At 73.5% G+C, this 14373-nt stretch carries 12 protein-coding genes; 7 read left to right on the top strand and 5 right to left on the bottom strand.

All coding sequences use genetic code 11. From position 1 onward, the window contains the following. From ACFVYK_RS05620 to ACFVYK_RS05610, 3 genes are read right to left on the bottom strand one after another with little or no spacing between them, the layout of a single operon-like run. Positions 1-3507, bottom strand: coding sequence for a 5-oxoprolinase/urea amidolyase family protein (locus ACFVYK_RS05620; RefSeq protein ID WP_389768889.1), 3507 nt, complete (start codon positions 3505-3507; stop codon positions 1-3). Beyond that, complete coding sequence (locus tag ACFVYK_RS05615; RefSeq protein WP_389768886.1) at positions 3504-4118, bottom strand: urea amidolyase associated protein UAAP2; 615 nt, start codon at positions 4116-4118, stop codon at positions 3504-3506. The genes ACFVYK_RS05620 and ACFVYK_RS05615 overlap by 4 nt, the downstream gene beginning before the upstream one ends. Beyond that, positions 4115-4942 carry an urea amidolyase associated protein UAAP1 gene (locus ACFVYK_RS05610; protein ID WP_389768884.1) on the bottom strand — a complete coding sequence of 276 codons (828 nt, stop codon included), beginning with the start codon at positions 4940-4942 and terminating at the stop codon, positions 4115-4117. The genes ACFVYK_RS05615 and ACFVYK_RS05610 overlap by 4 nt, the downstream gene beginning before the upstream one ends. A gap of 171 nt (positions 4943-5113) precedes the next feature. On the opposite strand from ACFVYK_RS05610, the gene ACFVYK_RS05605 reads away from it, so the two are divergent. From ACFVYK_RS05605 to ACFVYK_RS05580, 6 genes are all read left to right on the top strand, one after another. Further along, positions 5114-5740 carry a TetR/AcrR family transcriptional regulator gene (locus ACFVYK_RS05605; protein ID WP_389768881.1) on the top strand — a complete coding sequence of 209 codons (627 nt, stop codon included), beginning with the start codon at positions 5114-5116 and terminating at the stop codon, positions 5738-5740. A 307-nt stretch (positions 5741-6047) separates the two neighbouring features. Then, positions 6048-7673 (top strand): sensor histidine kinase, encoded by a 1626-nt coding sequence (locus ACFVYK_RS05600; RefSeq protein ID WP_389768878.1) that lies wholly within the window; start codon positions 6048-6050, stop codon positions 7671-7673. Next, positions 7670-8077 (top strand): roadblock/LC7 domain-containing protein, encoded by a 408-nt coding sequence (locus tag ACFVYK_RS05595; RefSeq protein ID WP_256909876.1) that lies wholly within the window; start codon positions 7670-7672, stop codon positions 8075-8077. The genes ACFVYK_RS05600 and ACFVYK_RS05595 overlap by 4 nt, the downstream gene beginning before the upstream one ends. Beyond that, the gene (locus tag ACFVYK_RS05590; protein ID WP_389768875.1) at positions 8074-8532 is read left to right on the top strand and encodes a DUF742 domain-containing protein; all 459 of its coding nucleotides are present in this window, start codon (positions 8074-8076) and stop codon (positions 8530-8532) included. The genes ACFVYK_RS05595 and ACFVYK_RS05590 overlap by 4 nt, the downstream gene beginning before the upstream one ends. Next, on the top strand, positions 8513-9133 hold the full coding sequence (locus ACFVYK_RS05585) for an ATP/GTP-binding protein (protein WP_389768872.1): 621 nt from the start codon (positions 8513-8515) through the stop codon (positions 9131-9133). Before ACFVYK_RS05590 ends, ACFVYK_RS05585 begins: the two co-directional genes overlap by 20 nt. 76 nt (positions 9134-9209) lie before the next feature. Next, entirely contained in the window at positions 9210-10733 is a 1524-nt protein-coding gene (locus ACFVYK_RS05580; RefSeq protein ID WP_389768868.1) for a cytochrome P450, read from the top strand. Here the strand turns inward: ACFVYK_RS05580 and ACFVYK_RS05575 are convergent. Next, on the bottom strand, positions 10727-11719 hold the full coding sequence (locus tag ACFVYK_RS05575; RefSeq protein WP_389768866.1) for an RluA family pseudouridine synthase: 993 nt from the start codon (positions 11717-11719) through the stop codon (positions 10727-10729). The two genes, ACFVYK_RS05580 and ACFVYK_RS05575, sit on opposite strands and share 7 nt — an antisense overlap. Positions 11720-11786: 67 nt before the next feature. On the opposite strand from ACFVYK_RS05575, the gene ACFVYK_RS05570 reads away from it, so the two are divergent. Continuing rightward, positions 11787-12368, top strand: a complete 582-nt coding sequence (locus ACFVYK_RS05570) for a GNAT family N-acetyltransferase (RefSeq protein WP_389768863.1) — start codon at positions 11787-11789, stop codon at positions 12366-12368. A 364-nt stretch (positions 12369-12732) separates the two neighbouring features. Here ACFVYK_RS05570 and ACFVYK_RS05565 read toward each other — a convergent pair whose 3' ends face one another. Beyond that, a complete protein-coding gene (locus tag ACFVYK_RS05565) occupies positions 12733-14301 on the bottom strand; it encodes an amino acid permease (RefSeq protein WP_389768860.1) in 1569 nt (522 codons plus the stop codon). Positions 14302-14373: the final 72 nt, after the last annotated feature.

Genomic DNA, 14373 nt, shown 5'->3' with positions numbered 1-14373 from the left:
TCACGCGCCGGCCGGGGCGAGGACGAGCAGCGCCGACCCCGCCTCGACCTGGTCGCCGGGTCGGGCCAGGACCTGTGCCACCACGCCGTCGACCGGCGCGTGCACCCTGGACTCCATCTTCATCGCCTCCAGCGCGAGCAGCGGCTGGCCGGCCGTCACCTCGTCGCCCGGCGACACGTTCAACTGCCATACGGACGCGGCGAACTCGGCCTCCACGAGGCGTCCGCCGGGAGGGACGGTCACCTCGGCCGGCGCGGCCGCCGGCGCGTCCGCGGCCTGCGCCCGGGCGAACTCGCCCGCAAACTCCCAGGCGTCGCGCTCGGCCGCGAAGGCGGTCCGCTGGCGGGCTCTGAACTCCGCCACGGCGTCAGCGTGTTCGGCGAGGAAGGCCTGGTGTTCGGCGAGCGAGAAGGAGCCCTCCTCGATGCGCGGCACGAAGCGGCCGGAGACGATGTCGGCCCGCAGGTCGAGGAGTTCGTCCGGGCCGACCGGGTACCAGCGGATCCGGTCGAAGAACCGCAGCAGCCAGGGCGAGCCCGCCTCGAACGCGCCACGCTGCTGCCAGGGCGACCAGACCTGGGTCGTCCGGCCCACGAACTGGTAGCCACCGGGGCCCTCCATGCCGTAGACGCACAGATACGCTCCGCCGATGCCGACCGAGTTCTCGGCCGTCCAGGTGCGGGCCGGGTTGTACTTCGTCGTCACCAGCCGGTGGCGGGGGTCGAGGGGGGTGGCGACCGGGGCGCCCAGGTAGACGTCGCCGAGGCCGAGGACCAGGTACTCGGCGGCGAACACGGTGTCGTAGACGTCCGCGGTCGACTCCAGTCCGTTGACGCGGCGGATGAACTCGATGTTCCAGGGGCACCAGGGGGCGTCGTCGCGCACGCCCGCCATGTAGCGGGCGATCGCCTCGCGGGTGGCCGGGTCGTCCCAGGACAGCGGCAGGTGCACGGTGCGGGAGGGCACGACCAGCTCGTCCGAAGGGGGCAGCGTCGCCGCCATCTCCCGGACGAAGGCGAGGAGTTCGCGCTGGGGCAGGCGGCTCGGGTCGGTCCGGATCTGCAGCGAGCGGATGCCCGGGGTGAGGTCGGTGACGCCCGTCAGGTCCGCCGCGGCCACCGCCTCCATCAGGGCGTGGACGCGCATCCGCAGGGCGAGGTCCAGCTGGGGCGGCCCGAACTCGACCAGGAGGTTGTCGTCGCCGCTGCGGCGGAAGGCGACGTCGCCGTCGCGCGCCAGGATCCCGCCGTCGACGATCTCGGGGCGCGGCCGGCCGTCCACGTCCACCGGCCGGAAGCGGACGGTGTCGCCGGGGCGCAGCTGGCCGAGCTTCCAGCGTTCGCGGGTGAGCACCGTGGCCGGGCAGACGAACCCGCCGAGCGAGGGCCCGTCCGGGCCGAGCAGCACCGGCATGTCGCCCGTGTAGTCCACGGCGCCGACGGAGTACGGGGTGTCGTGGATGTTGGAGGGGTGCAGGCCCGCCTCGCCGCCGTCGGTGCGCGCCCATCGCGGCTTGGGGCCGACCAGGCGCACTCCCGTGCGGGCGGAGTTGAAGTGGACCTTCCAGTCGGCGGCGTAGAAGTCGCGGATGTCGTCCTCGGTGAAGAACTCCGGCGCCGCGTGCGGGCCTTCCACGGCGCCGATGTGCCAGACGGAGGTGAACTCGGGGCGCTCCGGTGTGCCCGGGCCCTCGGTGACGGCGCCGCCGTGCAGGACGTCCCCCGTGCGCAGCGCGCGGCCGCCGTGTCCGCCGAACCGGCCCAGCGTGAAGGTGCTCGCGCTGCCCAGGAAGGCGGGGACGTCGAGGCCGCCCGCGAACAGGACGTAGGTGCGCAGACCGTGTTCGCCGGGCGCGCCGACCTCCAGCAGGGATCCCGCGGGGACGGTCACCGGTTCCCACTGCGGGGCGGCGGCGCCGTCCACCGTGACCGGCGCCGGCGCGCCCGTGACGCACACCGTCGTGGCGTGGGTGAACCGCAGCGAGGGGCCCTGGAGGGTGCACTCCAGGCCCGGCGCGCCCTCGGGGTTGCCGAGCGCCCGGTTGCCCAGCCGGAACGAGCGGTCGTCCATCGGGCCGGACGGCGGGACGCCGACCTGCCAGTGACCGGTGCGGCCGGGCCAGTCCTGCACGGTGGTGAGGGTGCCGCCGGCCACGACCTCGACACGCGGGGTGGGATCGCGCACCTCGGCGAGGGTCGCCGTCGAGTGGGACGCCGTCACGAAGCGGGGGTCCGCGAGCGCGGCCCGCACCAGGCCCAGGTTCGTCTCGATGCCGTCGACGCGGGTGCGGGCCAGGGCCTCGTCGAGGCGCCGCAGCGCGTGGGCGCGGTCCGCGCCGTGGGCGATCACCTTGGCCAGCATCGGGTCGTAGGACGTCGTCACCTCGCAGCCCGTCTCCACCCAGCCGTCGACGCGCACGCCGGCCGGGAACTCGACCCGGGTCAGCAGGCCCGCGCTGGGCCGGTGGCCGCGGCTGGGGTCCTCGGCGTACAGGCGCGCCTCGACGGCGTGGCCGCGCGGCGGCCCCGGCTCGCGGACGACGTCCCGCTCGCCGCGCGCCAGGCGCAGCATCCAGGCGACGAGGTCGACGCCGTAGATCTCCTCGGTGACCGGGTGTTCCACCTGCAGCCGGGTGTTGACCTCCAGGAAGTAGGCCTCCTCGCGGGCCGCGTCGTAGACGAACTCGACGGTGCCGGCCGAGCGGTAGCCGACGGAGGCGCACAGCTCGCGCGCGGACGAGGCCAGTTCCCGGCGCACCCGGTCGGGCAGTCCCGGCGCGGGGGCCTCCTCCAGGACCTTCTGGTTGCGGCGCTGCAGCGAGCAGTCGCGGTCGCCGAAGGTGACGACCTGGCCGGCGCCGTCGCCGAAGACCTGGACCTCGACGTGGCGGGCGTTCTCGACGAGCCGTTCCAGGAAGACGCCGGCCGAGGAGAAGGAGGCGGCCGCGACGCGCTGGACGCGCTCCCAGGCGTCGGCGAGCTCACCGGCCGAGCGGCAGGCCGACATGCCGATCCCGCCGCCTCCGCCGGTCGCCTTGAGCATGACGGGATAGCCGATGGCCTCCGCCGCCCGCTCCGCCGCGGTCAGGGACTCCAGCAGGCCGGTGCCCGGCGCCAGCGGCACCCCGGCGGCCCGGGCCGCCGCGCGGGCCGTGTGCTTGGCGCCGAAGAGTTCCAGCTGGTCGGGGGTGGGGCCGACGAAGACGATGCCGGCGTCGGCGCAGCGGCGCGCGAAGGCCGCGTCCTCCGAGAGGAACCCGTAGCCCGGGTGGATCGCGCCCGCGCCGGTCGCCTCGGCCGCCTTCAGGACCAGGTCGGCGTCGAGGTAGGACTCCTTCGCGGGCGCGGGGCCGAGCCGCACCGCCTCGTCGGCGAGCCGGACGTGGGGCGCCGACCGGTCGGGGTCGGAGTACACCGCGACGGTGCGCAGGCCCAGTTCGCGGGCGGTGCGCAGGATGCGGACGGCTATCTCGCCCCGGTTGGCCACGAGCAGCTTGTCGAAGGTCATGTCGGGTCCTCGTCGCCGGCGGGGCCGCTGATCGTCATCTCCACCGCGGTCGGCTCGAAGCCGTTGCAGGGGTTGTTGACCTGGGGGCAGTTGGACACCAGGACGAGGACGTCCCGTTCGGCCCGCAGGGTGAGCGCGAGTCCGGGGGCGGAAAGGCCGTCGACGATGCCGAGGGCGCCGTCCTTCTCGACCGGCACGTTCATGTACCAGTTGACGTTGGAGACGAGGTCGCGCTTGCCCAGGCCGTGTCGCGCGCCCTCGGCCAGGAAGTTGTCGACGCAGGCGTGCTGCGAGAAGGTGTGGTGGCCGTAGCGCAGGGTGTTGGACTCCTTGGAGCAGGCGCCGCCGACGGTGTCGTGGCGGCCCACGGCGTCGGCGGTGACCGTCATCAGCGGGGTGTGCTCGTTGGACATCAGCACGCTGCCGGTGGTGAGGAAGACGCCGCCCTGCGCCTGGATCGTGTCGGGCGCGCTGTAGCGCACGGACGTGTCGTGGGCGTCGTACGCGAGGAAGTCGACGGCCTGGTTGCCGTGCAGGTCGGTGATGGTGAGCGTGTGGCCGGCGGGGACGACGGCCGACCAGGCCGCCCGTGCCGGGACGACGGTCTTCACACGAGCCCCCTGGCGGCGAGGAATTCGGCGGTGTTGAGGAAGGCGCGGCGGCCCTCCGGGGTCGCGTCCCACAGCGGGTCGCCCGGCCGGGTCGGCTCGGCCCGCCAGGCCAGCACCTCCAGCGGGGTGCTGACGTACCCGGGGCGGGGATCGGCCGGGTGCGGCACGTTGGCGATCAGGACCGTCACGTCCTGCTCGGCGCGCAGGGTGACGCTGCCGCCGGGGCCGGCCGAGCCGGTGAAGTCGAGGGAGCCGTCCTCGCGGACCCGCACGCCCTGGAAGAAGGAGAGCGAGGGCGGCAGGTCGCGGGGGTCAAGGCCGTTCTTGGCGGCGGCCAGCTTGAACAGCTCACGGCCGGCGGGGGAGGGGCCCTGGGGCGAGCCGTCGCCGTAGCGCTCGGTGTTGCGGACGAGGGTGGAGGTGCCGCACAGGGCGTCGTGCCGGCCGGAGGCGTCGGTGACGACCGAGGCGAGGACGCGGCCCTGGTCGGACAGGAGCAGCACGCCCTCGCCGAGGTAGGCGTTCCACTGGACCTTGACGGTGTCGGCCACGTTCAGCCGCTCCCAGGGGCGGCCCTCCACATAGAGGAGCAGATGCGCGCAGGCGTCGCCGTGCGGGTCGGTCAGGCGCAGCTCCGTGCCGCGGGCGAGGACCCGATGGGTGTAGTTGCCGCCCCCGACCGTCTCGGCCCACACCAGATGGCCGGCCTCGCAGGGCGGGTTCGGCCAGTCCCGGGCCGGGACGACCGGCATCGCCTCGGCCCGGGCGCCCTCCTGCGCCCGGGCGTGGGCGCGTGCCCCGTAGGTGGTCGCTGTCGCCGCCATTGCGGACCTCCGCAGCTCGGTTCCGTCGCTGTCGCGGTATTTCTGTCGCGCGACAGAAATTAGGGCCCCGCCGGGTCGAGGCCGTTGCCCGAGGGTTGCGGGCCGGTTACCGACTCCTCACCGGTCCCGGCCGAAGATCGTCGCCGGACGCCGTGTGCGAGGATCGAGCGCATGGAGACGGGCAGCGGGCGCCGAGTGGGCCGGCCGCGCGCCGCGCAGCGCCCGGACAGCGGCCTCGCGCCGCGCGCGGAACTCCTCGCGGCCGCCGCGGAGTTGTTCACCACCCGCGGCTACGCCGCCACCACCACCCGGGCCGTCGCCGAGCGGGCGGGGATGCGCCAGGCCTCCATGTACCACTACGTCTCCGGCAAGGAGGAGCTGCTCGCCGCGCTGCTGGAGTCGACGGTCACGCCCTCGCTCGCCTACGCGGGCGAGCTGCTCGCGGACGACGGGCGGCCCGCCGCGGACCGGCTGTGGGAGCTGTGCCGCGCCGACGTGGAGCTGCTGTGCGGCGGCTCCCACGACCTCGGCGGCCTCTATCTGCTGCCCGAGGTGCGCACCGAGCGGTTCGCCGGGTTCCACGCCGTGCGCGCCGAACTCAAGGACGCCTACCGGCGGTTGATCGCCGCCACCACGGCGGGCGGCGCGCTGCCCGGGAGCGCGCTCGCGCTGCGCACCGATCTCGTCTTCGGGCTCATCGAGGGCGTCATCCTCGTCCACCGCTCCGACCCCGACCGCTCCGTTACTGAGTTCGCCCGCGCCACCGCCGACGCGGCGCTGCGCATCGTCGGCGTCTGAGCAACCTGTCGGCGTCCGAGCGGCCCGGCCGCGGCGGGTGAGCGCCGGTGGGCGGTCGCCTCATCCGTCCCGGTGAATCCTCGCGCACAACCGTTCGTCGTCACCGAGCGCGTTCGAAAGATTGCGGAACGTGCAAACGGTCGAGGTTACTCCACGTACAGGAGTGGTTTCAGGCGGTTGCCGAATATGACACGGCGATGATCCTGTCGGACTAAGCTCGCCCGCGGCGCACCGAGTTGAGGCGTATTCGTGCGCTTGTTCCCCAATATCCCGAAGATGCCGACAGATCCCTACAGAGGGTGCCCACATGGTGAGTGTTCAGTCCCCACCCGGTCGCCGAGAACTGCCCTACGCGCGCGTGCTGCTGCTCCCGGCGATACTGATGGCCGCGGCGACCGGAGCCGCCGTCGCCCTGGTGGCGATGCCGGCCCGGCTCGCCGTCGGCGTCTGCGGAGCCGTCGCGACGCTCCTGGTGACCGCGGCGGGAGCCGAGTCCGTCCGCCGCGGCAGGCGACTTCGGGAACTGCGCGCGAAGACCGACCGGCACATCGCCTATCTGGAAGGGCGCGTCGCCGACCACGCGGAGGAGAACCGCCGCCTCGCCCGGGAGCACGTGCCGAGCGCCGTGGCCTGGCTGCGCGCCGGCAATTCCCCCAGAGAGGTGATGCGCGACCTCAGTCAGAGCGATCCGGCCTTCCGCGCGCTCGACGACGCGCAGCGCGCCGTGGTCCGCAAGATCCTCGACATCGTCGACCACGAGGAGTCCCTGCGCGACTCCGCCCAGCGCTCCTTCGTCAGCATCGCCCGCCGCATGCAGGCCATCGTCCACCAACAGGCGGCGGAACTGCGGGAGATGGAGGAGGACCACGGACGCAACCCCGAGGTCTTCGACGACCTGCTGCGCATCGACCACGGCACCGCGCTGATCGGCCGCCTCGCCGACTCCATCGGCGTGCTCGGCGGCGGCCGCCCCAGCCGCAACTGGCCCCAGCCCGTCCCGCTGTACAGCGTGCTGCGCGGCGCCATGTCCCGGATCCTGGACTACCGGCGCATCCAGCTGGACTCCATCGCCAAGGTCAACATCCGCGGCCTCTCCGTCGAGCCGCTCATCCACGCGCTCGCCGAACTCCTCGACAACGCCACCCGCTACTCGCCTCCGAACAGCAAGGTGCACGTCAACGCCGTCGAGGTGCAGACCGGCATCGCCGTCGAGATCGAGGACGCCGGCGTCAGCCTCAGCGAAGAGGCCCGCGCCAAGGCCGAACGCATGCTGGAGCAGGCCATGGCGGGCGTCGACATCCAGGACGTCGGCGGCACCCCGCGGCTGGGCCTCGCGGTCGTCGGCCGTCTGTGCACGTCCTTCAACCTGCAGGTCTCGCTGCGCACCTCGGCCTACGGCGGCGTCCGGGCCGTCCTCATCGTGCCGAGCGAGATGCAGACCTCCGATCCCGCCCCCGGCTTCGCGCACGGCATCGGCGCCACCGCCGTGCCGCAGATCGACCTCAGCCAGATCGGCGAGGGCCCCAAGCGCCCGCCGAAGAAGCGCCGCCCCACCAACGCGCGCATCCCCGCCGGAGTGTCCCTGACCGACGACGAGGTCCCCGAGGTCACCGAGTGGACCGAGCAGGGCCTGCCGCAACGCCGCAGCAAGACGACGATCTCCATCGCCCAGCGCTACCGGGAGGCCTACGCCGCCCAGGACGCCGCACGCGAGGGCAAGCCCGACCCGTTCGCACGGCCCGAGCCGGAGCCGCAGCCCGAGCAGCCGAAGCGCGAGCCCGGCCTGGCGTTCGAGGCCTTCTGGGAGGGCCTGGTGAAGGCCGCCCCGCCGGGAGCGCACCCCACCGACTTCACCCGCAACCCCACCGCCTACCTGCACCTGCTCGAAGACAAGGCCGAGACCGAGGCCGACGATGAAGGGGACCTCACGTGATCCAGCAGCGCCAAAACTTCGACTGGCTGCTCAAGGAGCTCTATGACGGGGTCCCCGGCATCGAGATGATCGTCGTGCTCTCGGCCGACGGACTGCGCATCGCCCGCTACGCCGGCGACCCCGACGCCGCCGACCGGGTCGCCGCCGCCTGCGCGGGCCTGCAGAGCCTGGCCGCCGCCGTCGGCCAGGAGATCCACTCCAGCAGCGGCGAGATGGACATGGTCGTCATCGACCTGAGCGGCGGCTACTTCTACATGATGTCGGCCGGCGCCAACGCCTACCTCGCCGTCCTCGCCGACGTGCGCTGCGAGGCCGGCCGGATGAGCGGCATGATGCGCGACCTGGTGGTCCGCATCGGCGCCCACCTGACCAGCCCGCCCCGCCGCAACGGGCAGAGCGTATGACCCCTCCGCAACGCCGTCGGCGACAACCCCTCCCGCAGCCCTCCCCACCGCCCCCGCCGGTCCCGCAGGCCGCGCCGGTCCCGCAGTCCGCGCCGTCCCCGACCCAGGGCAAGGACGCGGGCGAGGGGGAGGGCAAGAACCCCGAGCGGCTGTACATCATCACGGGCGCGGACGGCGAACGCGCGCCCGTCGACCTCGTCACCCTGATCGTGGCGCGTGCCGAACCGCCCTCGTCGGCCACCCCCGAGCAGACGGCGGTGCTGCGGATGTGCGCCGCCCCGCTGTCCGTGGCCGAGATCTCGGCCTATCTGCGCCTGCCGTTCAGCGTGGTGACGGTGCTGCTCACCGAGATGCTGGCGGCCGAACTCGTCCAGGCGCGGGCCCCCATCGTCCGGCAGCAGCTCCCCGACCGTTCCCTTCTCGAAGCGGTGATGCATGGACTTCAACGGCTCTGACACGATTCCCGGCCCACGCGCCGAGGACCAGCTGCCGCACACCACCACGGCCGCGGCGAAGATCGTCATCGTGGGCGGCTTCGGCGTGGGCAAGACCACCATGGTCGGCTCCGTCAGCGAGATCAGGCCGCTGACCACCGAGGAGACCATGACCCAGGCGGGCATCGGGGTCGACGACAACTACGGCTCGGAGACCAAGACCGCCACCACCGTGGCCATGGACTTCGGCCGCATCCGGATCACCGAACAGGTCGTCCTCTACCTCTTCGGCACGCCCGGCCAGGAACGCTTCTGGTTCCTGTGGAACGGGCTGTTCGAGGGCGCGCTCGGCGCGGTCGTCCTGGTCGACACCCGCCGCATCGAGGTCAGCTTCGAGGTGATGGGCCGGCTGGAGGAGGGCGGCGTGCCCTTCGTCGTCGCCGTCAACACCTTCCCCGACGGGCCCCGTTACCCCCTCGACGACCTGCGGGCCGCGCTCGACCTGCCGCCCGAGATCCCGATCGTGGAGTGCGACGTCCGCCGCCGCGCCTCCAGCCGGGACGTCCTGATGACCCTCATGCGCTTCCTGCACTCCCTGGCCCTGAGCCGCAGCCTCACCTGACCCCGCCCGGCACCCCATCCATCGACACCCGATCCGGCGCGACACCGGATTCGGCACAGTTGCGGAGCGACCCCCTGTGACTCCCGAACACCCCGCCCCCACCGGCCGGCACGACCTCGCCCTCGACCTGCCGCCCGGCTGCCCCGCGCACGTCCGGGGCCCCGGCGGACTGGCCCGCCTCTACGGCCCCGGCGCCGAGGACCTGAACGAACTGTACGAGCGGCTGCGCGAGGAACACGGCCCCGTGGCGCCGGTCCTGATCCACGACGACCTGCCGATGTGGATGGTCCTCGGACACGCCGAGAACCTGCGCATGGTCCGCACGCCCTCGCAGTTCACCAAGGACAGCCGCATCTGGTCGCAACTGCTGCAGGGCAGGGTCCGGCCCGACCACCCGCTGATGCCGCACATCGCCTGGCAGCCCATCTGCGCCCACGCCGAGGGCGACGAGCACCGGCGGCTGCGGGGCGCGGTCACGGCGGCCATGGCGACCATCGACGACCGCAGCGTGCGCCGCTACATCAACCGCTCCAGTCAGCGCCTGGTCAACCGCTTCTGCGAGCAGGGCCGGGCCGAACTGGTCGGCGACTTCGCCGAGCACCTCCCCATGGCCGTGATGTGCCACGTCCTCGGCATGCCCGACGAGTACAACGACAAGATGGTGCACGCGGCCCGCGACGCCCTCAAGGGCAGCGAGACCGCCCTCGCCAGCCACGAGTACGTGGTCGGGGCCCTCGCCCGGCTCACCGCCCGCCGCCGCGCCGAGCCCGAGGACGACTTCACCAGCCACCTCGTCACCCACCCGGCCGCCCTCACCGACGACGAGGTCCGCGAGCACCTGCGCCTGGTCCTCTTCGCCGCCTACGAGAACACGGTCAACCTGCTCTCCAACGTGCTGCGCATGGTCCTCACCGACCCGCGCTTCCTCGCCCGGCTCAACGGCGGGCAGATGACGGTCGCCGAGGCGGTCGAGCAGTCCCTGTGGGACGAGCCCCCGTTCAGCACCATCTTCGGCTACTTCGCCAAGCAGGACACGGAGTTGGGCGGCCAGCGCATCCGCCGCGGCGACGGCCTGTTCTTCGCGCCCGCCCCCGGCAACGTGGACCCCCGGGTGCGCCCCGACCTCTCCGCCCACATGCGGGGCAACCGCTCCCACCTGGCCTTCGGCAGCGGTCCGCACGAGTGCCCCGGCCAGGACATCGGCCGAGCGATCGCCGACGTCGGCGTCGACGCGCTGCTGACGCGGCTCCCCGACGTGCAACTCGACTGCGCCGAGGACGAGTTGCGGTGGACGATGTCGATCGCCTCGCGGCACCTGGTGGCGCTGCCGGTCCGGTTCGAGCCCAAGGACCAGCAGGACGTCAAGCACAAGCCGAGCCATGCCCCGATCCCGCCGCAGCGCCCGACCCGGCCGGTGAGCGCGCCCCCGCGGCCCGCGCCCGAGTCCGTCCGCGAGCCGGTGGCCACCGCCTCGACGCCTGCGCCGACAGCGGCACCGACACCGGCACCTGCGTCCGCGCCGCCCGCCCCGCAGCAGACCGGACCGGCGCGCCGGCCGAACGCCTGGCGGCGCTTCCTGGCCTGGTGGCGCGGCTACTGAACGACCCCGCCCGGCCGCCGGCCGTCCGGCGGCCGGGAAGCGGCGGCCCAGCGCTCGTACGACGCCCAGGCGTCCAGGACGCGCCCGCTGCGCAGCCGGTGCTCCCTCCCCGTGACCGGATCGGTGAACTCCAGCTCCCGCGCCAGCAGTTGCAGCGGACGCCGGAAGTCGCCGGCCGGCACGGGGGCGGCCACCTCGGGGTACAGCGGATCGCCGAGGATCGGCACGCCGAGCGCGTTCAGGTGGACGCGCAGCTGATGGGTCTGGCCGGTGGCGGGCAGCAGCCGGTACCGGCCGAGCCCCCGCTCACCGTGCTCGACGAGCTCGACGCGGGTCACCGCGTTCGGCTCGCCCGCCACCTCGTAGGCGGCCAGGATCCCGCGTTCCTTGACGATCCGGCTGCGTACGGTCCGGGGCAGCGCCAGCCCGGGGGCGTACGGCGCGATCGCCTCGTACACCTTGCGCACCCGGCGGTCCCGGAACAGCGACTGGTAGGCGCCGCGCTCCTCGGGCCGCACGACGAACAGCACGAGCCCGGCGGTGAGCCGGTCCAGCCGGTGGGCGGCGCCCAGCGCGGGGACGCCCAGCTCCCGCCGCAACCGGGCCAGCGCGGTCTCCACGACATGGCTGCCGCGCGGGGTGGTGGCGAGGAAGTGCGGCTTGTCGGCGACGACGACGTGCTCGTCGCGGTACACGATCTCCAGCGGGAACGGCACGGGCGTCTCAAGCGGCAGCTCGCGGTGGTACCAGAGGAACGCCCCCGGCGCGTACGCCGTCCGCGCCGTCACCGCCCGGCCGTCGGCGTCGACGACCTGCCCGGCGTCCAGCATCGCGTCCACGATGCCGGCGCGCGCCGCGCCGATCCGCTCCACCAGGTGGTCGCGCACGGTGGCCCAGGAGCCCTCGCCCGGCAGTCGCACCCGCACCGGGTCGATCCCCTCGCGCTGCGGCAGGGGAGAGGGCGGGGGAGGCGTACGGCGTCTCATCGGGGCCAAGGGTACGGCGGCCGGAAACCCGGTTGACTCCTCGCCCGCCGTTGGCAGGATGCCGATCATGCCCTACACCGCCGGCCCCGTCCTGCCCGCCCGAACCCTCTCGGACATCGCGCAACCCGTTCTCCGCACCGGCGACGGGCTCCTCCTGCGCCCCTGGCGGGACGAGGACGCCCCCGCCGTCCACGCCGCCTTCCAGGACCCCGCGCTGCACCAGTGGCACGTCCGGTCCGCCGACTCCGTGGAAGAGGCGGCCGGCTGGATCACGCAGTGGCGCGCGGCCTGGGAGGAGGAGCGCAGCGCCCAGTGGGCCGTCGTCGACTCCGTCGCCGGCGAGCTGCTGGGCCGGGTGGCGCTGCGCGGCATCCTCCTCGACGAGGGCATCGCCGAGATCGCCTACTGGACGACGCGGGCGGCCCGCGGCCAGGGTGTGGCCCCCCGGGCCACGACCGCCCTCACCCACTGGGCCCTGGACGAGATCGGCTTCCACCGTCTTGAACTCACGCACGCCACCGCCAACGAGGCCTCCTGCCGCGTCGCCGCCAAGGCCGGGTTCGCCCTGGAGGGCACCAAGCGCAGCGCCGGCCTCCACCCGGACGGCTGGCACGACATGCACCTGCACGCGCGCGTGCAGGGCGACTGAGAAGGGCGCGCGCCTGCCGCTCCGTTGCGGACCTCGGCGTGACCTCCGGGCCTTGGCGTCGGTGCGGGACCCACCGGCTCCGAGCGCGGATCAGGGATGGTGTGGTAGCCGACGCGCAGCGCCGAGTGGGACGCGCCGTCAACGCGGTGGCGGGAGGGCCGTCCGATCGTCACCGTTCCCCGGCACATCTGGACGTCCGGGGGCCGACGCCTGGCGCGCCGGTGGGCCTCGGACCGCACGCCTCGTCGCGCCACGGCGGCAACAGGACTCGGATCGCTCGTCCGCCTGCTGCCGCCTGGCCTCCGAGGACGCAGGCAGCCGATGCCAGGCCGAGGTCGACACCAGGGCGTGACCGTGGGCGCGGTCAGGCGGATGCCACGGGCACCGCCGGGAGCGGTCCTCCCGAGGCCGCGTCCCCCCGTCGTGCCCTCACAGCCCGGTACAGGGCACCCGCTCCCACGGTGACCAGCAGGAACAGCACGGTGAACCACTGGAAGTACCAGTGGCCGCCCGTCGGGTCGTACACCGCCGCGCGGGGCCAGGCCAGGTTGACCGTCATCAGCAGGCCGTACAGGAGGGCGAGGGCGTTCACCGGGACGCCCCAGCGGCCCAGGGAGAACAGACGGGCGCCCGTCTCGTCGGCGCCGACCGGGGCGAATCCGCCGCGCAGCCGGCGCAACAGCAGCGGGCCGGTGACCATCGCGTAGGCCAGGTACAGCATCACGATGCAGGTGGTGCCGATGGCCAGGAAGGCGTCCGGCGAGGCGAAGTTCAGCAGCAGCAGGGCCGCGGCGAGGACGCCGACGACCAGCGCGGGGGCGCTCGGCATGCCGGTGCGGGGGTTCACGCGCGCCAGACGGGCGGAGAACGGGAGCTGACCGTCGCGGGCCATCGAGAACAGCATCCGGCAGGCCGCCGTCTGAATGGCGAGCGTGGCCACCGCGATCGCGACCACCACGTCCGCCAGCAGCGCCTTGCCGACCCCGTCGCCGAGGCTGCTGGTGAGGACGTAGCTGAGCCCGTCGACGCCGAGCCGTCCGTCGGTCAGGCTGGGCGCGGCCAGCAGTCCGCCCAGCACGATCAGCCCGCCGAGCAGGCCGGCCGCGGCGAGCGCCGTGAGGATCGTGCGGGGCGCGGTGCGCCTCGGGTGGTGCGTCTCCTCGCTCATCTCGCCCGCGCTGTCGAAGCCGATCATCACGTACGCCGCCGTGAACGAGCCCACGAGCAGCGCCCCGAACAGACCGCTCTGCGCGGCCCCCGCGGTGTGGAAGGTGATGCCCGGGGTGCGCTCGGAGTGGGTGAGCAGCAGGACGACGATGAGCACCGCGCCGATGATCTCGGCGGTCACGCCTACCCGGTTGATCACGGACATCACGCGGTTGTCCAGGACGTTCACCAGCGTCGTCAGCGCCAGCAGGAGGACGCCGAGCAGCGCCGCGTTGGCCGCGCCGTCCGACGAGGTGGGCGCCGGGTCGGAGCCGATCAGCTGGAATCCGGACCAGATGGCCGGCAGCACCATCTGCAGCGCCAGCGCGGCCGCGGCGACCACGACGATCTGCCCGATCACCATGATCCAGCCGGCGAACCAACCGAACGCGGGCGTCGACAGCCGCGAGGACCACTGGTAGACGGCGCCCGAGATCGGATAGCGCGCCGCCAGTTCCGCGAAGCACGCGGCGACCAGCAACTGGCCGGCCAGCACGGCCGGCCAGGCCCAGAAGAAGACGGGCCCGCCGAAGGCGTAGCCGAAGGCGAAGAACTGGAAGACGGTGGTCAGGACGGAGATGAAGGAGAAACCGGCGGCGAACGAGGCGTACCGGCCCAGGCTGCGGTGCAGTTCCTGGCGGTAGCCGAACTCGGTGAGCGAGCCGTCGCCGGAGTCGGGGGAGTGCGGCGGGTCGGGGCGTACGTCGGTGGGTGTCGTTGTCGTCACGGCGGAACCTGCCTTGGCCCAGGGGACGGTAATTCCTGTCGGGCGACAGAAATTAGGGACGCGCTGTTTCGT

The organism is Streptomyces sp. NPDC058291, assembly GCF_042880855.1.
In the GTDB taxonomy this organism is placed as follows: domain Bacteria; phylum Actinomycetota; class Actinomycetes; order Streptomycetales; family Streptomycetaceae; genus Streptomyces.
This window is presented reverse-complemented; position numbering and strand designations above follow the sequence as displayed.

Excerpts from the sequence above, each read along its gene's own strand:
- ACFVYK_RS05600 (WP_389768878.1), top strand. The coding sequence starts at position 6,048 with ATGGTGAGTGTTCAGTCCCCACCCGGTCGCCGAGAACTGCCCTACGCG.
- ACFVYK_RS05590 (WP_389768875.1), top strand. The coding sequence starts at position 8,074 with ATGACCCCTCCGCAACGCCGTCGGCGACAACCCCTCCCGCAGCCCTCC.
- ACFVYK_RS05575 (WP_389768866.1), bottom strand. The coding sequence starts at position 11,719 with ATGAGACGCCGTACGCCTCCCCCGCCCTCTCCCCTGCCGCAGCGCGAG.
- ACFVYK_RS05610 (WP_389768884.1), bottom strand. The coding sequence starts at position 4,942 with ATGGCGGCGACAGCGACCACCTACGGGGCACGCGCCCACGCCCGGGCG.
- ACFVYK_RS05570 (WP_389768863.1), top strand. The coding sequence starts at position 11,787 with ATGCCCTACACCGCCGGCCCCGTCCTGCCCGCCCGAACCCTCTCGGAC.
- ACFVYK_RS05605 (WP_389768881.1), top strand. The coding sequence starts at position 5,114 with ATGGAGACGGGCAGCGGGCGCCGAGTGGGCCGGCCGCGCGCCGCGCAG.
- ACFVYK_RS05620 (WP_389768889.1), bottom strand. The coding sequence starts at position 3,507 with ATGACCTTCGACAAGCTGCTCGTGGCCAACCGGGGCGAGATAGCCGTC.
- ACFVYK_RS05585 (WP_389768872.1), top strand. The coding sequence starts at position 8,513 with ATGGACTTCAACGGCTCTGACACGATTCCCGGCCCACGCGCCGAGGAC.